Origin of the sequence: Hathewaya limosa, assembly GCF_030815255.1 — a bacterium.
GTDB lineage: Bacteria > Bacillota > Clostridia > Clostridiales > Clostridiaceae > Hathewaya > Hathewaya limosa.
Genome location: NZ_JAUSWN010000010.1, coordinates 22,659 through 46,326, shown reverse-complemented (window position 1 = coordinate 46,326; position 23,668 = coordinate 22,659). Strand labels below are relative to the sequence as shown.

Here is a 23,668-nt window from a genome sequence, read left to right as displayed (position 1 = left end):
TTACTACTTAGAATTAAATTTTTCTAGTTTATCTACTATATTTTGAAAATATCCCCTTTCTAATAAAATTTTAGATGATAAAAGTATAAGTACAAGTAATACTATTGAACTTATAGTGCTAAAACTATAGATATAATCAACAAATCCTCCTTGTGAAGAAGATACTAAAGTAGATGTTAGGAATATATACATAACTATATTAATAGGTGTCTTTTCTCTTTTGATAAAGAAAAGATATACAAGTTCAAATAATATTCCTACATATAGAGTTCCAAATATCACGCCTGGCATGCCAAAATTTGCATATGCCTCTCCTATAAATAATGTATTCATAACTCCAGCAGTACCACCTACTACTTTTTCAGGACTATAAAATTTCATAACCGCCCTTCCTGATCTAATATATGTAGCTCCCGGAGAAAAAATATTTAAAATCGTAGGTGCAAAACTTCTACCTTGTAAAAATGGTATATACATAGGAAATAAATCCACATGTAAAAATAAAGTAGCTATTTGAGTAAATATTATTCTTCCTAAAGGACCATTATATATATCCATTAATTTAGTATTAATATATCCTAACTTTAGGTAAATAATCACAAAAGCACATGCACTAAAAACTGTAAATATAACTAAAGTTTTTCTCTTAATTTTACCTTTAATTACAATGTTAATTAAAAGGAATACGAAAAGATAATTTATTATTGGAGATTTAGCATAATTATATGTTTTTATAAATAATGAAAATACAAATAACACATAAAATAATATTGCCCAGCTTTTCTTTTTAGTACATTTATAATATATATAAGCTAAATATGAAAGTAAAGGTGTAAAACCTAATACCAATATATTTCTAATATATGGATTAATAAAATTAGTATTTGAAATATGAATTCTTTGTACTCCTGCATTTGAAACATGCCTATTAAATATCAGACCTAATAAAGGTATAGTTTTCATTCTGAAAAACATTAATAAAGCAAAGAATATACAAATACAACTAAATACAACAGTTATCAAAAATACATAACTTTCATTTTGTAAATTCATCTCTGAATTTAAATATTTATCATATTGTTTTCTTACATCCACCTTTAATAGTTTTGCCATTAACATCATGGTTAAAGGTAATGCTATGGCTACAAAACAAATAACATAATACGTTCTATCTATAGTACTTATGTTTGTAACCTTTCTTATTAAATAATGATCCGTAAATCCTAAATAAACTAAACTAGATCCTATAAAATTATGTATCAAAAACAAATAAAATAAATAGGATATTATATTGAATTTTTGTAAATTTAAAGTTCCACTGGCTTTATAAAATAGATATAAACTTAAAAAAAACACAATTGTCACTAAAGCAAATCTTAAATACAAATTCATCACCCAATTACCTAAAAATTTCTTCGTTTAATAACTTTGATTTAGTATACACATCAGCACTCTTAATTTGGTTTCTATATTTCTTTATTGGTTCTATATTGTTTTTTTCATCTAAGTAAATTTCTTCTATTTTATCATTATTAGCCAAAGGTCTTAAATCAGTTATATAATTTCTTCTTAAATCTGCAATTCTTAAATTAGAGAACTTTTTAACTATACTTATATCTTTCACAAAATTAGTATCCATATTTAATTCTTCTAACTCTTTTAAATTTCCTAAAATATCTATTTTTCTAATTCTATTTTTGCTTATATTTAACTTAATAAGTGCTTTCATCTTTCCTACAGACTCTATATTTTCTAAACCATTTCCTTCAAGATAAAGTTCTGTTAAATTTTTCATTTTTTCTAGTCCTGATAAACATTGAATATTATTGTTATTTGCATTTAATACTGTAAGTCCGTCTAATACATATATATCCGATATATCTGAAAAAATATTTTTTGATATATCTAATTCCTTTAAATTTTTTAAACCTAGTAATGGTTTTAAAGATTCTAAGTGATTACTTCCTACTTTTAATGTAACTAAGGAATTTAAATATTTTACATTCTCAACGTTTGTTATATGATTATTGTTTAAATGTAATATTTTTAATTGTTTACACTGTTTTAAAGGACTTATATCATCTATGTTATTATTATTTAAATATAACTCATCTAGTCCTTTTAACTTTGCTATCTGAGAAATATCCGTAATTTTATTAAATTGAACATCAAGTACATTTAAGTTAAATAAATTTTCTATACCATCTAAACTTTTTATTTCTCTTTTAGAGGCATCTAATTTCTTTACATACATAATATCTTTTTTATGTATTTTACCTATAGGTTTTTTTATTTCTTCTCTAACCGCTATCTCTAAATCATGATCTTTAAATTTAATCTCTTGATTATTTAGCACTAAATCATTATCATTACTAGATTTTCTCTCTACCATATTTATCACAAAAACTCCTACACCTAATACAACTAAAAAACAAATAAAGAAAATAGTTTTTTTATTTAAAGCCAAATTCTTTATTTTATTAAAAAGTTCTTTCATAATTACCTCCAACTATTAAAATCAACTCTTTAGTATTTATACTTTCAATTAAAATTCCATACTATGTTATAGTACATTATTTTTACACAAGATCTTTAACCTTAATTTCTGCTGACTGTTTACTTTCTACATTCTCTATAATTTTCTGACCTGATGTCACCAATGCATCTTTACAAGAAACATATTCGAGAACCTCACCATAAACATCTACCCATAATTTCCATAAAATATTTAATATATCAAAAGAAGAATTATGCCATAATATATTAAATACTCCTCTATGTTTCTCAATTGTATTTATATATTGTTTTATTTCATTAACTCCTTCTTCTACAGTTAAATTGCTATAATTACTTCCTGCTAATGTAACATCCATGACAATTAACGGTATTTCCCATACATCTAATACTTCATCTCTAACTATATCATACGGTTTAAATGGAAAACAATATCCACATCTAAATCCTTGCCTATCAGCATACCCCAAAGACGCATCGTATTTTAATTTTAATTGTTCATGTTGTTTCCAAGTTTTATTTGGTGAAAATCTTAAATAATGTTGTCTGCATCCATATTGTTTTGAAGAAATTATTGTATCTAACTTCTCTTTTTCAGATTTCATAAGCTTAAAATTATTGTAACTGTTAAAACTTGCATGGTATCCTGCTTCAAATCCATTATCTTCAACAAACTTAATTAAATTCTGAATCCTGGGATCTTCAATATCATAATAATTATCCACTTTTGAAGTTCCCCCACTCATAAAATAAAAACTAGATTTAAAGCCCTTATCTTTTTCTAATTTTAATATATCTTCTATATTCCAGTAAGGATCATTTTTATAGTTTAACTTACTTTTAAAAAACAATATAAAATTCTTTATACTCTTATTTAAAGAACCTTCCTTTAATAAATATCTTGCTGAATTTCTGATCTCTTTTTTAAATTTTAAGTATTTAAAAACCATATCTACATCATGGGTTAAACAAACTGCAAATTTTTCTTTCCCCCACCATTCTTTTCTTTCTAATCCTAATTTAAAATTATCTATCAAATCCCATAAAAAGTCTATATCTTCATTTACTATAGGCCTATGTAAAAAATTATTTTTAAATGCGATTGATTCCACTGCAGGGAATCTGTTATGCACTTCATTTTTTACAACTTCATAATTTATTATTTCTTCATATCTTGTAAGCATAAAAAATATATCTGAAATAACATCAAAATTTACCTTATAAATAGTATTCTCATTATCTTCTAATATATTTAGATAAACTTCTTTTTCCTTTGAAAATAAAGATATTAAATCATATTTATCATATAATCTCACTTTTTTTATCTCTATGTTGGTAAGAACATTATATTTCATATAATAATCATCATTAAATAATTTTAAACTATCTTTTATGTCTATATGATTCTTGAATAAATCATAAAACTCAATTTCATCATCATTAAAACTATATGTAACTAAGATATCTTCATCATTGATATCTATTACTTCGTCATATATATATTTGTATTCTAAACCTAAATTAAAAAATACATTGTCAAATACATATTGTATTTTTTTTAAATATTTTTTGTTTTGGATATATATATATATCATAGCCTTCTCCTCAACAAATTTTTTAATTATAACACATTATTTATTAATTTACGTATTCTTTCTTTTTCTGTTAGAATTTTGTCATTTTCATCAACTAATACATGATACCCATCTTTAATTTTAACTTTCACTTCTCCCCTACAATCTCCAAATCCTTTTAGACATGGTGCATCAATTATGCCTACCTTAACAGCATCAGAAATTACTTTTGGCTCCATTAAAGGTTTTTCATAACCTTGACCAATTTTTATAATGCTATTAACAATTTCCATAGCCTCTTCTTTTAATACTTCTTTTCTATCATACACAGACTTATCTGCCATAAAATCCGGTATGCCTTGCTGAGCATTTAAATATGATCTTTTGGCTATTTTGACAGATTCTATAATTTCTTTAGGCGTTGCTCTATCTACGGCCTCGCAATAAGAAACAACATGTATAATATGTGGCTTTAAATAAGAACCATAGAATATTGAATTGGCAAGTTGACCTTTAGCTGCGTCCATATCTGCTGGATAAGATAATAGTCCTGGGCGAATCATTCTAATTATATTAAACTCTTCTGATTCTAATTCCTGTAATAGTTCAACTTTAGCCATCATTTTTGCAATATCCATTTTAGGTGATATTGTTGGTGGATTGCATAACATATATTGCATTATAAAATCTTTAACACCTAATTCTTTTGCATTGTAAGCAACTATATATGCCATAGCAACCTCTAGTGCATCATGTGCAAATCTTAAAGCCCATTGATGAGATTCATTTATTTCTACAGGAATTCCATTTTCTGCATTCCACTTTATAGAAGCTTGGTTTTCTCTTATAGCATTTTCTAACTTTCTATTAGATCTTCTATCTAACTCAGAATACCATGTCAATGGTATTGCAGCCCAAGCATTATTAATAGTTTCCTTTAAAATCTTTGAAAATTGCAACAATCCTTGAGTTCCAGAGTAACATCTTAACAATGGATAATTACCACTCCTAGTAGCTTCATACATACGTATTAGATCTTCCCTCGTTCTAATAGGAGCTCCCCCTGCACCACTTTGTCTTTGATCCATCTTTTCTTGTTCGAAAAAATATTGTTGACAATTTTGATCTGGAGCTAAAGAAATGATATCTAATAAATTAGATTCTGCCAAAGTTCTTATTCCTTCTTCTGTTTCCTCTAGTGTGCCTAATCCTATATGATGTCTAAATAATGGATATGGGTTTTTATATTTAATTCTATCCCTTAATTTTTGTGGTGGTATACCCTGTGAATTATCAAAAGAGGAATGATTTCTTAAAAATAAAATACTTTCCTCTGGTTCCTCTGACCCATCAAAAACCTTTTTTATAAAATTAAATTTGCGGGCTATTTGGGCTGTTTCAATAGTTCCTCCGAATGAATAAGTTATTCCATCTAATAAATTATTTTCTATTAACATATTCTCAAAATCTGTTAATAGTTTTTCAGTAGACTCTTTGCTTAACCTATATCCAATAGATACTATATTAGGTTGAATTTCTTTAATTGCATCTATCAATCTTTCTAAAGGAACAGCCGCTCCCATATACGTAGTATTATATCCTTCTTGTTCTGCCATTTGAGTGAATTTAAATACACCTGCTACATGAACACAACTTCCTATTGCAGCTGTTATCAACTTTTTCACTTAAATCACCCCTTTATTAATTTAGAAACTTTACTTCTTAAATTATTTTTACAAATATTAAATTTAAATGCAAAGCAATCTTCACTATTTTTTCTAGGATCGATAACTTGATTTTGTTCTATTAACTTTTTGACATATTTCTTTTTGTCTTTATTATCTAGATCCTTTAATACCTCTTTTACGGGGATTACAGTCCATAGAAGGTCTTTCTTACCTTCTGTATAATCTAATTGCCTATTATAAATTAAATCATCTACCATCATTTTAAATAAGTTTACTCCACTTAGGTAAGAAGAATAATTCCACATTCCTGGTCTAGGATTTACCTCTATTAATTTGTAACTATCATCTCTATGGTCATACTTATATTCCACATTAGTTATGCCATAATAGCTACATAAATTCAATAATTTATTTGTAGGTTCTATCAACCTTTCTTCATAACATATCATTCCTGAAGTAATAGTTCCCGCTTCCTTTGGATATTGAGTTAACTTATGTCCTATTGATACACCCTTTAGATTAAAACTATTTTTATCACTATAAGTTGTTATAGTATATAAATTCTCAATTCCTCCTGGAATATACTCTTGCAATACAAAATTACCCTTATATCCCTTATTGAATTTTTCTTGTAAATATTGTTTTAATTGCCCCATATCTTCAAATACTATATTTCTTTTTTCACTAGGAAATAAAGATATAAATTCTACAACCTCAGATGGCTTAATTAAAATAGGCATTTTTAATTCTATTTCAGATTGTTTAAAATTATCCCTATCACATATGAAAGTTTTAGGGTACATTATCCCTATTTCATCACAATAGGCATATAAATATTTTTTTATAGTTAATTTTTCTATTACATCCCAATGTGGAAAAGAATAAATAAAATATTCCTCCAACTGATCCCTATGTCTATCTAAAGAAATTAACCATTCATCCTTCGTTGTAATAATGATTGGTTTAACTTTTTGTTCCTTAAAATCTTGTCCCAATTTTATCATCTGTTCAATAAAACTTTTTTCATCCACCTTTGGATCAGATACCATTTTTTGATCACATAAATTTGAATAATAACAAATATTTTGTACCGAATCGCATACAACTGATTTCATCTTATATTCATTATAAAATGTTCTTGCAATGCTGTATGCATTAACATATCCTCCAAAAATCACCGGAATAAATTTCATTTTCTCAGCATCTCCTTGCTAAAACCTCTACCTGAATTCATAAAATCATATCCCATTAATAATGATGCAAAGTCTATAAAAGTTTTTATATATTTCAATTCTATTCCAAAAGCTTTTCCTGTATAATATATAGGTACAAGTCCCGTATTTATATCATCATAAATATATCTATGATTCAAAGTATTAGGGCACCCTATATTCTTATAAGCTTCAATTTTATTTATACTTTCATAAACACTATTTCCATGAGAATCATACTCTTTATTTAACCATTCTAGAAGAGAAATATATTCGCAACCTATTTCATCACAAACCATTTTACGTTCTTTATCTACATTTTCAATATACTTTACCACAGTTGGTGTTAATCCCTCTGTATAATACTTAAATCTACTATTACTCTCTATTCTTGCAGCATTAAGTAAAGTTGGAATTGGATGTAATAGAGCCCCTATATTATTTAATGTTATCTTATAATAGTCCTTTTCATATATAAATTCAGGTATTATATTATTTATATATTTTATATCATCTTGTGATATTTCTTCAAAAGACGAATATAATACTTTAGATTTTAATCCGTGTATATATAATTTGTTTTCATTTATTCTACAGGCATGTAAAATAGTTTGAGTTTCTATACACTTAGGATAAAAACCTCTTATCTTTTTAATTTCATCAGAAAAAACTATACTTCCATAAGTTCTTCCCGGCATTAAAATAATTATTTGATCTTTTCTTACAAATGGGGCTATGGTTTTAGCTATTTCTTTATGTGCATTTCCAGGTGTAACTATAAAAACATACTTTGCATTTAATAGAGCTTGTTCAACATTTAATGTTACATCTTCTATTTGTATATTTTTAACTGTATTTTTTTTCATGTTATGAATTTCTATAACATTTTTATATTTTAAAATACTTTTAATTCTTTCTTCGCTTCTATTCCATACAACAGTTTTTATATTTTTTTCTTCTAAGTAAGTAGATAAGGCAATTCCACCATTTCCAGCACCTAATACAGCTATCATATACAACACACCCCATTTTGTATTTTAATTTGTTTTCATTTGTTTCACCTTATTTTTAGCTGATTTTATATAAGTTTTACATGTATTGAAAATTATAAATATAGTTTTTTTATATACAAACATAATAATGATTATTAAAACTACATCTACTAAAATCAATTTTACACCACTAAACATAAAATTAATAGCATTAACTATGCTAATTAACGCTAATCCCTTTACCAATTCCTTATAATCTATTTTTACTTTAAAATATTTTTTTATAGTAAATATCCTACTTATCCATAATGCAAGATATGCTAACAACGTTGATATAGCTGCTGCATAAATCCCTATATACTTTATTAGTAAAAAATTTATTAAGAAATTTAGTATAGCACTGTATACTGTAGTAGTAAAAGCATCCTTAGTTTTTTTAGCACAATTATACGCTACACCATAAAACAATCCAAAACTTAAAAACATATTAGCTATAAATAATATGTTTGCATATTTCCATGCCTCTCTATATTCAGGTCCTACTAAAAATGTCATACATGGCTTAAGTGCAATAATACATCCTAGCACCATAAGAACTTGAAACTTTAATAATTTATTAAAAACACTTGTAAAAAAAGCATCTCTATTTTCAGAATGATAATTTTCTATAGCACTTGTTTGCCAAGCTCTATCAAAAATACTATTAAACATAAATAAAAAAGAAGCAAATTTATTTGCTATAGAATAAATACCTACAGCACTTAACCCTATATACACATTTAATAAATATCTATCAGAAACATTCATTATCCACCAATTAATTGTATTTGGTATTAACGGGATAGAATATGTTAAAAGTTCCTTAAATAAGTCTTTATTAAACATCTTGATATCATAATACTTAAATAATTTTCCCCAAAATATTATTATTATTGTTACTAGAAATAGAGTTATTACATTTGCATAAATCATTCCCTCATAGCTCATGCCTAGTCCGCCAATAAACCAAATATTAAGCAAACAAAAAAACAATGTAGATAAAATTCCTGTTATAGAATAAACTTTTATATTATCTAGTCCTCTTAATATTTGTCTGAACATATTATTAACCATACTAAATAAAAAGAAAACCACTATAACACCAATATAAGGTATTTGTAAATCAAATACCTTATATATGATCATAAACACTATAGCACTAATAAAGGATGATATTAACGTGAAATTAACCCCGGTGGAAACAACATCTTTAGAATCATATTTATCATCTAAAAGATATCTAAAGATACCACTGGTTAATTGAAGTGAAATAATAGGAATTATTAGTGATTGTGTAGTGTTTACTAAGTCTAGTGACCCATACTCACCAGTACTAAGATACCTTGTATAAAATGGTACCAATAAAAAGCTTATTATCTTAGACCCAAAATCTCCTATAGCATATAAAAACATATCTATTAAGAGTCTTTTCCCCTTATTATTCATTAATATTTCACTCCTAAATGCAACCAACCACTATTCTTGGTTCTTAAGTAATTGATCCTCTGGAACATTTCTAAAATATTTTGCTGGATTTCCTGCTACTATTGTCTCATTTTCAACATCTTTAGTCACCACAGATCCTGCAGCAACTAATCCATCTTCTTTTATAAACTTACCTGGTAAAATTACGGCTCCAGCTCCTATTCTACCACCTTTTTTAACAGTTACGCCTTTAAATTTTCCAAATCTCTCTTTTGATCTAGCAGCATAATTATCATTTGAAGTAACAACACATGGTGCTATAAATACATTATCTTCTACTTCTGAATAAGCTGTTAAATATACATTAGTTTGAATTTTACAATTTGATCCTACCTTACAGAAGTTCTCTATAGTAGCACCTTTACCAATTATATTCTTTTCTCCAATAGTTACATCTTCTCTAACTACAGCTAAATCTGCAACTAAAGTTTTTTTACCTATTTCACAACCTACATAAATAATTACACTAGCACCGATTAAACATTCATCATTTATTTTACAAGGTGAGAATTTTTTATCATTTTTAAAAATACTATTTACGGCTCTCATAGGCTCTTTTCCTATTATAGCATTATCATCTATTCTAACATTATTACCTATGATACTCCCTTTATGAATTACAACATTATTACCTATAATGCAATTTTCTCCTATAACTACATCATCTTCTATTATAGAAAATCTTCCTAACTTAACTTCTTTGCCCAATGTAGCTTTCTCTGAAATATAATTCATTTTCATCTCTAATTCTCCTATTTTTATTAATGTAACTTCTTTACATTAGCCATATCTGTTGACGCGAAATGCTCTAATGGGAATTTAACTGGTTCTCCTGTTAATCTTGACTTATATGCAGCCAAAATTATAGTCATACCTTTTTTACCTTCTTCTCCACTTACTAATGGCTGTCTATCTTCATTTATAGCATCTATCATATCCTTAAATAAAGGAGTATGACCAAAACCATATACTGTATCTGGATCCCCTGCTTGAGCTGCTAATATATCTGCTTCTTCATTTTCTTTTTCGTCTTCAAATCTCCAAGTTTCTATTTTATTAACGGCAAGACCACCTATGCATACTGTTCCTTTTTCACCGAATATACTTAAAGTTTCTTCTAAATTTTTAGGGTATACACATGCGCTTCCTTCTATTATTCCTATTGATCCATTTTTAAATCTTATAACTATAGCGCCAAAATCTTCTGCTTGAATATCTCTTAGGAAAGTATCACATTGTGCATAAACTGTGTCAATTTCTCCGCCCATCATCCATTGAAGTAAATCTATATTATGTATACATTGATTCATTAATGTACCACCATCTTGTGCCCATGTTCCTCTCCATGGAGCTTGATTGTAGTATCCCATATTTCTATTCCAAAGAATTCTAGCTGTACCATTTACAAGTCTACCAAATCTATCTGATTCTATAGCTTTTCTTAATTGTTGAATAGGTTTATTAAATCTATTTTGATGGCTTACACATAATTTTACATTATTATTTTTTGCAGTCTCTATCATTTTATCTGCATCCTCTATAGATAATGCCATTGGTTTTTCAACAATAACGTGCTTTTTCTTATTCATACAGTTTATTGCAATTTCTGGATGATATCCACTTTCTGTAGCTATAGTTACTACATCTATATCTTCTTTTTCTAACATTTCTTTATAATCAGTATACACATTTACTTTATATTCATTGCCCATTTTTTCTAAATAGCCATTTTTTTTCTCTTCTGCCTTTTCTTTAACAACATCACACACTGCTACTAATACAGCTTCATCTTTATTACTAATTATAGCCTCTACATGTTTATATGATATTCTTCCGCATCCTATTATTGCAAGTTTTAACATAAGAACACTTCCTTCTCTTTTTTATTATGATTTTTTATTTAAATAAAATAATGTAAAACACTTGTCCATATTATTAAATTTTCTTAACTTAAGTTAATATTATATCATACTATTTAATGTCAAATTTATAAATTTATATTAACATTATAGCCCTTAAGTTAAATTTTATTATAAAAATTCTATAAATTTTTATAAGTTTATTCTTATTATTTTTACCTTTTTATATAGTAAACATCTACATTAAATAAAATATTTGTGTATATATTGTATCTTATTAATAAGACATAAAAATAATATTTTTATGTCTTACTTTAAAATACAATTTTTTTAATTGTGAGTTCTTCTAGCCTAAGTAAATCTTTTTATTTTGTTCTTAATTTGTTCAATTAATACCAACATTTCACTTTTATTAATAAATAATAGTTCTTTTGTTTTAACATTGAATTCCTTTTTAAAATATCTAATATACTGAACTCCATATATAGTATAAGAAATAGTAGATGCTATAGCAGCCCCATTCCCACCCATTCTAGGAATAAGTATGAAGTTTAGTACAGTGTTAACTATTAAAGATATTACGGAAAACTTGGTTATGATTTTTACATTTCCACTAGAATAAAAATATGGAGTTGTGATTTTACCAATAGAAACAAAAGGTATACTTAAAAACAATATAAAAGTCATAAGCTTAGAAGGTATATATTTGGTTCCATATACCACTGGAATTAAAGGAATACAACACATTCCAATTACTGTCAACATTACACAAGCTGTAAAACCATACCTTAAAGTCTTTAAAATTGTTTCTTTTCTTTCCTCAGACTCCAATGAAAGGTTATATAATTTTGCTGTTATAGGATTAGCTATAGCTTGAGGTATTATTAAAACCAATTCAGATAAAGTTACTGCATTTGAATATAATCCTAATTCAGTAATACCATTTAAAAATTTAATTAAAAATTTATCTATTTTATAATTCAAATAAATTGATAAACTAGCAAGCAATGGATTAATTCCATATTTAATTTCTTCTTTTATTATTTTTAAATCTAAATCTGGTTTATATTTATATTTTGAATTAAATAATAATAGTAGTACATTTATCCCTACCTCAATAACTTTTATACCCACATACATAAAAAGTGTTAAATGTGTAATGTTTAAAAGTACTATAACTGATGATATTGTGGCAGTTACTACAGTAAACATATTCATGGATTTGATTCTTTCATCACCAATATATATAGTATTTAAAAAAGATCTCAATAATATGAGAATCGTATATGCTATAAAAGCACTAAATAATGGAACATCATAATTTTTAAATGCAATCCCATTTGTATAAAGTACACTAAAAACTACTGCCATTATTATGCATATCAATATATTATACGTTAAGTTTATATTGTATATCTTTTCTTTTTTAAAACCCATTCTTGTTTCAAAATAATTAGTAGCATTTATTATTCCTAAATGTCCATAACTAGCTACTAAATCCGCTATTAACATAAAAAAAGCTAGATAACCTCTACCTGTTGGTCCTAATTTTCTAGCAATTAAAATACTAATAACAAACGCTAAAACCATATTAAATATGTTTGCCATAAAATTATTTAATATATTTTTTTTATATTGACTCACCTTAAATATCCTCATTTAATATTATTGCAAAGAATACCAATTTAAAATTGATATCCTTTGCTCAAGATTATACTACTTTTATATTAAAGCTTATTGATTTTTTCTCTATTAGTTTTTACATTCTTAGTAGCATTTCTTGTATCATATACTAAGTTTGCTTTTTCTACAACATAATCGTAATCATAATCACTATGATCTGTAGTTATTATTACCATATCCGCAACATTTATGCCTTCTTTGTAATCAATAGAAGTATATGTTTTTCCACAATGTTTAAAAGTTGGGACATATGGATCATTAATTAAAACTTCAGCACCTGCTTTTTCTAAATGCTCTATTACTTTTAGTGCTGGTGATTCTCTCATATCGTCAATATCCTTTTTATAAGCTACACCTAAAAGTAAAACTTTTGCTCCGTTTAATGATTTCTTTTGAGTATTTAAAAGTTTCATAGCGTTATCAACTACGAATTCTGGCATCATATCATTAATTTCACCAGCTGTTTCGATTAATCTTGTATGATAATCATACTCTCTAGCCTTATAAGTTAAATAGAATGGATCTAATGGTATACAGTGTCCTCCTAAGCCTGGACCTGGATAGAATGGCATAAATCCATAAGGTTTAGTTTTAGCAGCTTCTATAACTTCCCAAATATCTATACCCATTTTTCCACATAAAACAGCCATTTCATTTACAAGACCAATATTTATATGTCTAAATGTGTTTTCAAGAATTTTTTCCATTTCTGCTACTGCTGGTGATGATACTGTAAATACATCCCCTTCTAAAACGCTTCTATATAATGTAGCAGCTATTTCTGTACATTCTGGAGTACATCCCCCAACAACCTTTGGAGTATTTTTAGTTTTAAATTGTTTATTACCTGGGTCAACTCTTTCTGGTGAAAATGCTAGGAAGAAATCTTCTCCGCATTTTAACCCACTTTGTTCAAGAATAGGTTTTACTATCTCTTCAGTTGTTCCTGGATAAGTTGTACTTTCTAAAACTACTAACATTCCTTTGTGTAGATATTTAGAAATATCTTCAGTAGATTTTTTAACATAAGATACATCTGGTTGTTTAAACTTATCTAATGGTGTTGGAACAGCTATTGCTATAGCATCAACTTCAGATACGAAAGAAAAATCTGTTGTTGCTTTAATTTTTCCCTCTTTAACTAATTTAGCTAAATCTGAATCAATTATATCTCCTATGTAGTTCTTGCCTTCATTAACAAGATTTACTTTTTCTTCTTGCACATCAAAACCAATTACTTCAAAACCAGCTTTAGCTTTTTCTACTGCTAAAGGAAGTCCTACGTAACCTAATCCTACTACTCCTAACTTCGCTGTTTTGTTCTCAATTTTTTTTAATAATTGTTCTTTAAGTTCTGACATAGTCAAACCTCCTAATAATTTAACCAATAATTTAATTAATAAAACTATTTTATCACTAATTTTCTATAAAACTCTATATTAATTTAGTTAAAAATTTAACTTTTAATATATTTCCAATTTAAAATATTTTTTATTTTTTTCTCATGTACGTAGGAACTTTTTCTTCTACTAATTTCATTATTTCTTCATCAGAATAATAAAATGCATTTCTAAATTCCTCTATAGATTTTTCTACAAATTCCAAGTCATGTTCCATTGGTTTTTCAACAAATATTTTTCTATGTTTAGTTGAATTTAATGCCTTTTTATCCATCAATAATTCTTCATAAAGTTTTTCACCAGGTCTTAAACCAGTATATTCAATTTTTATATCTTCATTTGGTCTAAATCCAGAAAGCTCTATTAAATCTTTAGCTAGATCAGCTATTTTAACTGGTGTTCCCATATCAAGAACAAAGATTTCTCCACCTTGAGCCATAGCTGCTGCCTGTATTACTAATTGAGCTGCTTCTGGTATAGTCATAAAAAATCTATTTATCTCTGGATGAGTTACTGTAACTGGCCCCCCATGTGCTATTTGCTTTTTAAATAGTGGAATTACAGATCCATTACTTCCAAGGACATTTCCAAACCTTACTGCAACAAACTCAGTTTTACTTACTTTGTCATATGCCTGTATCATTATTTCACAAAATCTCTTTGTAGCTCCCATAACATTAGTTGGATTTACCGCTTTATCTGTACTTATTTGCACAAATTTTTTTACATTATACTTATCTGCACATTTTATTAGATTATGTGTACCAACAATATTATTTTTAATAGCCTCTGCTGGATTATCTTCCATTAAAGGTACATGTTTATGAGCTGCAGCATGAAATACTACCGCTGGCTTGTATTCTTCAAAAATTTCTTCTAATCTTTTTTTATCCCTTATAGATGCAATTATAACTTCTTTTTTTAGATTAGGATAAGTATAATTTAGTTCCATTTGAACATCGTAAACATTATTTTCGTATATATCTAAAATCAACAACTTAGATGGCGAAAATTTAACTATTTGTCTACATAATTCTGATCCTATAGATCCTCCACCACCTGTAACTAAAACAACTTTATCTTTTATAAAATTACTAATATTACTATTATCAAGCTTTATTTCTTCTCTACCTAATAGGTCCTCAATATTAACATCTCTGATTTTACTCATATTAAATTTACCATCAATAACTTCATCCATACTTGGAAGTGTTCTTAATCTACACTTAGTTTCTTTACATATAGATATTATTTCACTCTTAGTTGATGCATCCACAGAAGGAATTGCAAATATTATCTCATCTATATGCTTTTTACGTGTTATAGATAATATATCGTTTCTTCCTCCTAATACAGGAATACTGTTTATACGCTTACCTACTTTATCTCTATCATCATCAATTAATCCTATTATCTTATAGTTTAATTCTGTATTTCTTCCAATCTCTTTAATTATAAGTGCAGCGGCATCACCAGCCCCTATAATAATTAAATTTTTTCTCGCTTTTTTATTAAGCTTTTGTGCTTTTTTATCTTCTATTATCCTATATACGAATCTTGTACCACCTAAACTTACAATTGATAGTATCCAAAATATAATATGTACAGTAAACGGAAATCTATAATAATTGCTTTCAAATAACTTATAATTAATAAAATAACTATAAATTATAAAGAATATATTTGAAATAGACACGGAATAAATTATAGATATTAATTCCTCTACAGAAGCATATTTCCATATACTGTTATATAAGTTAAATACCTTGTTAAAAAATATTGTAATAACTATAACTGGGAGTATTGATAGTTTAAAAAACACTATATATTTATTAAAATCTGATATAGCACCAAAATCAAATCTCAATAGTATAGCTAAATACAATGAAAAAATTATTAAAATTATATCAAAAATAATAAGTTTTTTATCTCTCTTCATAGAATCACTTCCTTTTAGTATAGAACCTCTACCTTCTTATTTTACATAAATGAAAAAAATATTCAACATTTTTTTATGTTTTATTATATTTTTCAAACTGTACATAATAATTTAATTGTCTACTCTTATAACTCGTAGTTTAGCTTTTAATTATATAATAAAGATAAAATGACTCGTATATGTGTAATATATCAAAAAAATTATACTACATTTATTTAAAATTGTAAAAATTTAATATTATGACTTTATTTTGTGTAAATACTTGTATATTATTATATTTCATATAAAAAAGTCCCTTTTAGGGACTTTTTTATTTATTATTAATTTTATTATAAAGTTCCATAAAGTCTGGGCTGTATTTTAGAGTTTGCAAATATTTCATAAACTCATCTTTTAAACCATCTCTTTTTAATGCAAATTCTACAGTAGCCTGTAAAAATCCTAACTTATCTCCTACATCATATCTTCTACCTTCGAAATTATATGCATACATCTCTTCTTTATTCATTAATACCTTTAAGGCATCAGTTAGTTGAATTTCATTATTTTTACCTGGTTTAATAGTTGCTAAGATATCAAATATTTGAGGTGTTATTATATATCTACCTAAAATAGCCACATTAGATGGCGCTTCTTCTATAGATGGTTTTTCCACCATGTCTTCTACTTTATAAACCCTGTCTTTTAATTGGATTCCTTTTACTATTCCATACTTAGACACATCTTTTTCTGGTACTTCTTGTACTCCCAATATGCTTGTGTTATATTCTTCATAACACTCCATCAATTGCTTTAAACATGGCTTATTGCTATCTACTACATCATCACCCAAAAGAACTGCAAAAGGCTCATTTCCTACAAATATTCTAGCACAATTTATAGCATGCCCTAACCCCTTAGGCTCCTTTTGTCTTATGTAATGTATATCAACCATATTAGAAATTTCTTTTACCATCTCTAATAATTCATCTTTACCGCTTTGTTTTAGTTGAGCTTCTAGTTCAAAAGATTTATCAAAATGATCTTCTATAGATTTCTTATTTCTACCTGTAATTATAAGTATTTGTTCTATTCCTGATTTAACTGCTTCCTCTATTATATATTGAATTGTTGGTTTATCTACAATAGGTAACATTTCCTTTGGTTGAGCTTTAGTAGCTGGTAAAAATCTAGTTCCCAAACCTGCTGCTGGTATTATCGCTTTTTTAACTTTCATTCTTTTACTTCCCCCTACTCTCTAGTCTACTCATTATAAATCTTTAAAATAAACTTTTAATTCATTAACTATTTCATCATCTTTATCTATTTTAATAGCTTCTTCCATAAATTTTTTAGCATTTTCTAAATCATTTAAATTTAAATAACACATAACTATATTAGTACATATTTCTATTGACTTAGATGTTTCAAAAGCCTTTTCAAAATATAGTGTAGCTTTCTTGAAATCTCCTAAACTGGCATAATTAATTCCATATTCATTCATTACCTCCAATAAAGCTTCATCAAAAACAGATGCCTCATTTAAATAATATATTGCTTTTTCGAAATTACCTAAAACCCTATAACATAATGCTATATAATAATATATATTAGCACTATCTCCGAAATAATCAATTAAGGGTAGTAAATGTTTTAATGCATTTTCTGGTTCTGAAAAAGCTAATTCTTTACCTTTATTATATTGATTTATATTTATAAGATTTTCCTTAAACTCTGAAATTTCCTTAGTTTCTTTTCCACCTAACTCTAAATAAGTATGTATACTTACTAGCGCCTTTGAGAATTCTTCCTTATCTCTTGAAACTATACTATCGTATAAATAAGGCTCAGCAAAATTAGGTAATTTTTTAGCTTTTTCAATTATTTCTAATTCCTCATCTAAATATTCTTTATCTAATTTTCGTAAATTTTCTAACAATAAAAAACATTTATCAAAAATTTCTTCTGTAGACTCTAAATTTAATAATCCTTTTAGAAAAATATATGCATCTTCATATCTATGCTCTTTTATTTCATTAAAAATTTTATTTTTTATAAAGTCAACACTATTATTTATGTTATTCAGTATATTCAAATATTCTTTTTTATACTTAAAAAGCGGATCCGCACCTAATACAAATATTATGCCCTCAATAAAAAAGGATATTGGAATTTCCTTAGCTTTTTCTCCATGATTAACTCTGTCCACAATTGATTCTGCTTTTATTGGAACATAAATATTTTCCTTTATTTCATATTCTCCTAAATTATGTCCTTTTTTAAGTTCTAAAAATAACAATTTAGAAAGTTTTTCGTTAAACTTTTTCTGTATATCCATAGCTATCCCTTTCTATACCTATTTTAATTGTTCTTTACTTTTACATATAATATCTTATACCTTTAAAATTATAATTTCTATTATCTTAAATCAACAATATATGATACCATATCTTTTTTATAATATCTATACATATCATGAAATTGTATTTGCTAAACAGTTTAAATTTTCCATATTATTTCTATATTTTATTTGCTTTTTAATACATTTTACAAGCATAATTACAATTTTAAAAATATAAAACATATAATACTTTTTTTAAAGAGTATTATATACTATATAATACCATATGATTTTTATCTTGTATTCATATATTTTACATAAACATATAAAATTTTGAGGTACTATTTATTAAAATCACTTAAAATAAATGTACCTCTGAATTCTTATTAGACTAAATAGTTATATATTTTTTAATCATCTATTTCTTCTTCGCCCTGTTCTTCTGGTGATGAATTATTATGTGTAACTAGTGCAATAATAGAATCTGAAGGTTCTATAAAAGTTAAGTCTTCACCTATTTCTAAATCTTGTAATCTAAATATATCACCAACATCATACTTTGTTAAGTCGACTTGAAGATTACTTGGTATTTCATTTGCTTTACATTGAACTTTAACTGTAGTTTTTTCTTTTTGTAGAATTCCACCTTTGCTACTTATTTTACCTTCACCTGTAAATTGAAGTGGTACTTCTGTAACTATTTTATCATCACTAGAAACTCTCTCTAAATCTACGTGTAAAATTTTATTGGTTACGGGTTCTCTTTGTACTTCTTTTATAAGAGCTTTTTGTGTTTTTCCACCTGATTCTAAATTTAAAACTCCATGTTCTCCACTTAGTTTTAAATTTTTATTTAATTCAAGTTCTCCTACTTCAAACATGAAATTATTATTATTTTTTCCATATAACATACCAGGAATAATTCCTTTTTTTCTCTCTTTTTTAGCAAATTTATTACATGTTTTTTCTCTTTTACTTATAACCAAGTTATTCACAACTATTCCTCCTAAACAAATTTATATTGTCATATAAAGTTTTACCTAATTAATAGAATTTATACCTTTTTGACTAATTAGATCCAAATTATACTGATTTAAATTTTATTAATTTTTTATTATTTATTAACTGAATTCATTTAAATATTTTTTCGTAATATCTCAAATTTAGATTATATTCAAAGAATTTTAAAGAAATATAAAGGAAATGAAATTTAATTTAAAATAACTTGATTTTACCGCCAAAGAGTGTATAATAAATATGTTTTTCAAAAATATTAACAAAAAATTTCATCTTTAATAATATAAAATATAAAAGTACTTTTTTATAAATGCTTTTTTATATTATTATTGATTTTCCAAAATTATTACTTTATAATTATTTTGGTTATTTATAGCAATATAAGGTAAATTTCAATGAAAGTGGGTGCTATTATTGTATAAATTCGATCAAAACGAAACTCCATTATTTGATGCTTTAAAAGAATATGTTAATAGAGATACTCTTCCTTTCCATGTACCTGGTCATAAAAAAGGGTTAGGAATGGATGAAGAATTTAGAAACTTTATGGGTGAAAATCCTTTTAAAATTGATGTTACAGTATTTAAACTTGTTGATAGCTTACATCATCCTACAGGTCCAATAAAAAAAGCTCAACAATTAGCTGCCGATGCTTATGGAGCAGATACAGCATTTTTTTCTATTCATGGAACATCAGGTGCTATACAAGCTATGGTAATGTCTGTTGTAAGTGATGGCGATAAAATAATAATTCCTAGAAATATACATAAATCAGTAACCGCAGGAATAATTTTAAGTGGAGCTATTCCTGTTTATATGCAACCTGAATTAGATAAAACTCTTGGAATAGCTCATGGTATTACACCTGAAACTGTAAAGAAAACCTTAGAAGAACATTCTGATGCAAAAGCAGTTTTAATTGTAAATCCGACCTACTATGGAGTTTCTAATGATATCGAAAAAATTGCTGAAATCGTTCATAGTTATGATCTTCCTCTTATTGTTGATGAAGCACATGGACCCCACTTAAAATTTAATGATAAACTTCCAATTAGCGCCATGGAAGCTGGTGCAGATATGTGTGCACAATCTACACATAAAATAATTGGAGCCTTAACTCAAGCATCTTTACTACAAGTTAGATCTAAAAGGATTAATGTAGCTAGAGTACAACAGGTTCTAAGTTTACTTCAGACTACATCACCTTCTTATATATTAATGGCCTCTTTAGATTGTTCTAGAAGACAAATTGCTCTTCATGGCAAGGAACTTTTAGACAAAACTATTGAATTAAGTAATTATGTTAGAGAAGAAATTAACAAGATACCTGGTTTTTATTGTTTTGGTAAAGAAATATTAAATAAACCGGGAGCTTATGGTTTCGATCCTACTAAAATTACAATTAGTTGTAGAGAGCTTGGAATTACAGGATATGAATTAGATATGATTTTAGCTGATAAATATCATATTCAGATGGAATTATCTGATCTTTATAATGCACTTGCTGTTGGTTCATTTGGGGATACTAGAGAAGGAATGGATAAACTAATTAATGCTTTAAAAGAAATTAGTGTGGAATACTATGGTAAAGGTAATAAAAAACATGACTTTTTAGATATTCCTTCTATACCTAAACAAATACTAAAACCAAGAGAAGCTTTTAATAACTTATCTGAATCAGTTTCAATTAAAGATAGCATAGGAAGGATAAGTTCTGAATTTTTAATGGCATATCCACCTGGAATTCCTATTCTTTGTCCTGGTGAAATCATAACTAAGGAAATTGTGGATTATGTATTTGAATTAAAAAAAGTAGGATTATATGTACAAGGTACTGAAGATCCTGACGTTAATAATATAAAAGTTATCAAATAAAACAAAGGCTGTTTTGGAAATCCAAATACAGCCTTTTAATCATTAAATATTTCTTATAGTTTTAAATCTTTCATTTATATTTTTTTTCTCAATGTTTTTTAATTCTTTTTCATATTGCGTTCTACTCATATGCATAACTGACTCATATGTACTTAAAAGTTTTATATAATAATTTAAACTATACTCTAATTTGCTAAGATAATTCTTATTCTCTGCACTTAATCTCACTTTTATTTTTTTCTTACCCTTCTTTAACTTATCTAAAATATCATAGAATACATCTTCACCTTGCTTCAAGAATTTTATTTTATCAAAGTTCTCACTTAATACTTGTACATATCCATAATACAACTCATCTATCAATCTTTCACTTAGAAATTCATAGTTTTTCATAATTTCTTTAGATTTTTCAACTACACTTTTCATAGTTTCATTATTTTTTTTTCTTAAACTGTAAAACCTATCAATAATTTCTTGTATTCTTAGTTTTTCATCATCCTTAATAACTTTTTCCTTTTGCAGAATTGATAAGCCTTTCTTTATAGCCGTATATTGCTCTTCTTCTTTCTTTAAATCCCCTTCTAATTTAAATGCCCTATGTAAGGAAATATTACTTTCTTCATCAAATAGTATTTCTCCAAAATATGAAATTCTAGCTAATCTTTTTAATATTTCTTTATCTGTAACGGGGTTATATTGCTTATCTAAAAATAAATTACCTATTACTTCACCTGAAAGTCTAGATAAAAACTTTTTACTAAAAACAATTTCTCTATATTCAGTTTGTTCAATTTCCATTGGAAAAGACATTCTTGCTTTTTCATTAAATTTAATATATTGCTTTAAATCCTTTTGAAGCCCTTTAGAAACCTCTTGATAAAATCCCATGTCATTCCTCCTACTATAAAGATCTTTTACCTATTTTTTATAATTTATTATACTAGAATTTAGAATATTTTTAAAGAATTTTAGAGTATTTTTAAAATTTTCTTAATTATTAAAATTGAGCGCCAGGTTAGCGCTCAATTTATTATATAAATTATTTTTTATTATAGATTATTCTTTCATCTATATCATCTATATTTTTACACCCAGTAAGAATCATAGCAGATTTTAACTCATTTTTTAATTTTTCTATATAAGTTTTTACTCCCTCTACTTCATTTCCAAAAGATGCTCCTACAAAAGGTCTGCCTATTAATACAGCATCAGCTCCTAGTGCTATCATCTTTAATATATCAACACCAGTTCTAATTCCCCCATCAGCTAATATTGTAATCTTACCTTTAACGGCTTTGACTATATCAGGAAGAACCTCTGCCACTCCAGGAGTATGGTCTAGAACTCTTCCCCCATGATTTGACACCACTATGGCCTTAGCCCCAGCTTTTACAGCAAGTTTTGCTTCATCTGGTGTCATTATTCCTTTAATAATGAAGGGTAATTTAGTGCTATTAACAATTTCCCTTATTTCTTCCACTGTTTTAGGCATCACAGGTTTTCCATGCAATGCTAAAGTAATAAGTCCGCAAGCATCAATATCCATACCTACTGCAAAAATCCCTGTAGCTTCAGCCATCTTTATTTTTTTTATGACATTGCTATTTTCCCAAGGTTTTATAAATGCAATACCTCTTCCTTCTCGTTTCTTCAATTCTTCTAAATTAGTAATTAAAAATGAATCTACCGCTGTATCACCAACCATGGGATATATTCCAGATTGTAGACAGCCATCTATTACCCAAGAAATATATTCCTCTTCTTTAAACTTTCCACCCATATTTAATGTAGTTCCTGATACTGGTGCTGCAAATACAGGCAAACTCATATTTCTTCCAAATAGTTTAACTTCCATATTAGGATCTTTGACATCATGTATAGTTCTCATATTTAATTTTATATTTTCAAGACTCTTAACATTTTCTTTAAACGAAGCTGCTGTTCCAAGTCCACCCATTCCTGGAACTTCACCCTCACAAGCTACTCCATTACAAACTTTACAAACTTTGCAACTTCCATTTAGATTTTCCCTTGCATTACTTAAAACTTCTTTATAATTCATTTAAAACCCT

18 protein-coding genes are annotated in these 23,668 nt (G+C 26.7%); 1 reads left to right on the top strand and 17 read right to left on the bottom strand.

The window, feature by feature from the left end:
• Positions 1-3: 3 nt before the first annotated feature.
• From QOZ93_RS06865 to QOZ93_RS06795, 15 genes are all read right to left on the bottom strand, one after another.
• Positions 4-1,392, bottom strand: a complete 1,389-nt coding sequence (locus tag QOZ93_RS06865; RefSeq protein ID WP_307355641.1) for an O-antigen polymerase — start codon at positions 1,390-1,392, stop codon at positions 4-6.
• 7 nt (positions 1,393-1,399) lie between these two features.
• On the bottom strand, positions 1,400-2,497 hold the full coding sequence (locus QOZ93_RS06860) for a leucine-rich repeat domain-containing protein (protein WP_307355640.1): 1,098 nt from the start codon (positions 2,495-2,497) through the stop codon (positions 1,400-1,402).
• A gap of 82 nt (positions 2,498-2,579) precedes the next feature.
• Entirely contained in the window at positions 2,580-4,109 is a 1,530-nt protein-coding gene (locus tag QOZ93_RS06855) for a polysaccharide deacetylase family protein (protein ID WP_307355639.1), read from the bottom strand.
• 26 nt (positions 4,110-4,135) lie between these two features.
• Positions 4,136-5,773 carry a methionine synthase gene (locus QOZ93_RS06850; protein ID WP_307355638.1) on the bottom strand — a complete coding sequence of 546 codons (1,638 nt, stop codon included), beginning with the start codon at positions 5,771-5,773 and terminating at the stop codon, positions 4,136-4,138.
• A 5-nt stretch (positions 5,774-5,778) separates the two neighbouring features.
• Positions 5,779-6,969 carry a carboxylate--amine ligase gene (locus QOZ93_RS06845; protein ID WP_307355637.1) on the bottom strand — a complete coding sequence of 397 codons (1,191 nt, stop codon included), beginning with the start codon at positions 6,967-6,969 and terminating at the stop codon, positions 5,779-5,781.
• Positions 6,966-8,000, bottom strand: coding sequence for an NAD/NADP octopine/nopaline dehydrogenase family protein (locus QOZ93_RS06840; RefSeq protein WP_307355636.1), 1,035 nt, complete (start codon positions 7,998-8,000; stop codon positions 6,966-6,968). Before QOZ93_RS06840 ends, QOZ93_RS06845 begins: the two co-directional genes overlap by 4 nt.
• A gap of 24 nt (positions 8,001-8,024) precedes the next feature.
• Positions 8,025-9,464 carry a lipopolysaccharide biosynthesis protein gene (locus QOZ93_RS06835; protein ID WP_307355635.1) on the bottom strand — a complete coding sequence of 480 codons (1,440 nt, stop codon included), beginning with the start codon at positions 9,462-9,464 and terminating at the stop codon, positions 8,025-8,027.
• A gap of 30 nt (positions 9,465-9,494) precedes the next feature.
• Positions 9,495-10,244 carry an N-acetyltransferase gene (locus tag QOZ93_RS06830; RefSeq protein ID WP_307355634.1) on the bottom strand — a complete coding sequence of 250 codons (750 nt, stop codon included), beginning with the start codon at positions 10,242-10,244 and terminating at the stop codon, positions 9,495-9,497.
• A gap of 20 nt (positions 10,245-10,264) precedes the next feature.
• Positions 10,265-11,365 (bottom strand): Gfo/Idh/MocA family protein, encoded by a 1,101-nt coding sequence (locus QOZ93_RS06825; protein WP_307355633.1) that lies wholly within the window; start codon positions 11,363-11,365, stop codon positions 10,265-10,267.
• Positions 11,366-11,713: 348 nt separating this feature from the next.
• Entirely contained in the window at positions 11,714-13,021 is a 1,308-nt protein-coding gene (locus tag QOZ93_RS06820) for a flippase (protein ID WP_307355632.1), read from the bottom strand.
• A 68-nt stretch (positions 13,022-13,089) separates the two neighbouring features.
• Positions 13,090-14,406, bottom strand: a complete 1,317-nt coding sequence (locus tag QOZ93_RS06815) for a nucleotide sugar dehydrogenase (protein ID WP_307355631.1) — start codon at positions 14,404-14,406, stop codon at positions 13,090-13,092.
• A gap of 130 nt (positions 14,407-14,536) precedes the next feature.
• On the bottom strand, positions 14,537-16,384 hold the full coding sequence (locus QOZ93_RS06810; RefSeq protein ID WP_111943580.1) for a polysaccharide biosynthesis protein: 1,848 nt from the start codon (positions 16,382-16,384) through the stop codon (positions 14,537-14,539).
• A 310-nt stretch (positions 16,385-16,694) separates the two neighbouring features.
• Complete coding sequence (gene galU, locus QOZ93_RS06805) at positions 16,695-17,600, bottom strand: UTP--glucose-1-phosphate uridylyltransferase GalU (protein ID WP_111943582.1); 906 nt, start codon at positions 17,598-17,600, stop codon at positions 16,695-16,697.
• Positions 17,601-17,633: 33 nt separating this feature from the next.
• Entirely contained in the window at positions 17,634-18,701 is a 1,068-nt protein-coding gene (locus QOZ93_RS06800; protein ID WP_307355630.1) for a tetratricopeptide repeat protein, read from the bottom strand.
• 413 nt (positions 18,702-19,114) lie between these two features.
• Positions 19,115-19,699, bottom strand: coding sequence for a 50S ribosomal protein L25 (locus QOZ93_RS06795; RefSeq protein WP_162630408.1), 585 nt, complete (start codon positions 19,697-19,699; stop codon positions 19,115-19,117).
• 436 nt (positions 19,700-20,135) lie between these two features.
• Between QOZ93_RS06795 and QOZ93_RS06790 the strand changes: the two genes are divergently transcribed.
• Complete coding sequence (locus QOZ93_RS06790) at positions 20,136-21,596, top strand: aminotransferase class I/II-fold pyridoxal phosphate-dependent enzyme (RefSeq protein WP_307355628.1); 1,461 nt, start codon at positions 20,136-20,138, stop codon at positions 21,594-21,596.
• 42 nt (positions 21,597-21,638) lie between these two features.
• Here QOZ93_RS06790 and QOZ93_RS06785 read toward each other — a convergent pair whose 3' ends face one another.
• Both QOZ93_RS06785 and QOZ93_RS06780 read right to left on the bottom strand, forming a co-directional pair.
• Entirely contained in the window at positions 21,639-22,484 is an 846-nt protein-coding gene (locus QOZ93_RS06785; RefSeq protein WP_307355627.1) for a hypothetical protein, read from the bottom strand.
• Between the two features lie 151 nt (positions 22,485-22,635).
• Complete coding sequence (locus QOZ93_RS06780) at positions 22,636-23,658, bottom strand: alpha-hydroxy-acid oxidizing protein (RefSeq protein ID WP_307355626.1); 1,023 nt, start codon at positions 23,656-23,658, stop codon at positions 22,636-22,638.
• Between the last annotated feature and the right edge of the window lie 10 nt (positions 23,659-23,668).

Bases quoted from the DNA above. Each gene is read 5' to 3' on its own strand.
- QOZ93_RS06815 (WP_307355631.1), bottom strand. From the start codon at position 14,406: ATGTCAGAACTTAAAGAACAATTATTAAAAAAAATTGAGAACAAAACA.
- QOZ93_RS06825 (WP_307355633.1), bottom strand. From the start codon at position 11,365: ATGTTAAAACTTGCAATAATAGGATGCGGAAGAATATCATATAAACAT.
- QOZ93_RS06840 (WP_307355636.1), bottom strand. From the start codon at position 8,000: ATGATAGCTGTATTAGGTGCTGGAAATGGTGGAATTGCCTTATCTACT.
- QOZ93_RS06810 (WP_111943580.1), bottom strand. From the start codon at position 16,384: ATGAAGAGAGATAAAAAACTTATTATTTTTGATATAATTTTAATAATT.
- QOZ93_RS06845 (WP_307355637.1), bottom strand. From the start codon at position 6,969: ATGAAATTTATTCCGGTGATTTTTGGAGGATATGTTAATGCATACAGC.
- QOZ93_RS06855 (WP_307355639.1), bottom strand. From the start codon at position 4,109: ATGATATATATATATATCCAAAACAAAAAATATTTAAAAAAAATACAA.
- QOZ93_RS06780 (WP_307355626.1), bottom strand. From the start codon at position 23,658: ATGAATTATAAAGAAGTTTTAAGTAATGCAAGGGAAAATCTAAATGGA.
- QOZ93_RS06865 (WP_307355641.1), bottom strand. From the start codon at position 1,392: ATGAATTTGTATTTAAGATTTGCTTTAGTGACAATTGTGTTTTTTTTA.
- galU (WP_111943582.1), bottom strand. From the start codon at position 17,600: ATGAAAGTTAAAAAAGCGATAATACCAGCAGCAGGTTTGGGAACTAGA.
- QOZ93_RS06835 (WP_307355635.1), bottom strand. From the start codon at position 9,464: ATGAATAATAAGGGGAAAAGACTCTTAATAGATATGTTTTTATATGCT.
- QOZ93_RS06860 (WP_307355640.1), bottom strand. From the start codon at position 2,497: ATGAAAGAACTTTTTAATAAAATAAAGAATTTGGCTTTAAATAAAAAA.
- QOZ93_RS06820 (WP_307355632.1), bottom strand. From the start codon at position 13,021: ATGAGGATATTTAAGGTGAGTCAATATAAAAAAAATATATTAAATAAT.
- QOZ93_RS06800 (WP_307355630.1), bottom strand. From the start codon at position 18,701: ATGGATATACAGAAAAAGTTTAACGAAAAACTTTCTAAATTGTTATTT.
- QOZ93_RS06830 (WP_307355634.1), bottom strand. From the start codon at position 10,244: ATGAAAATGAATTATATTTCAGAGAAAGCTACATTGGGCAAAGAAGTT.
- QOZ93_RS06785 (WP_307355627.1), bottom strand. From the start codon at position 22,484: ATGGGATTTTATCAAGAGGTTTCTAAAGGGCTTCAAAAGGATTTAAAG.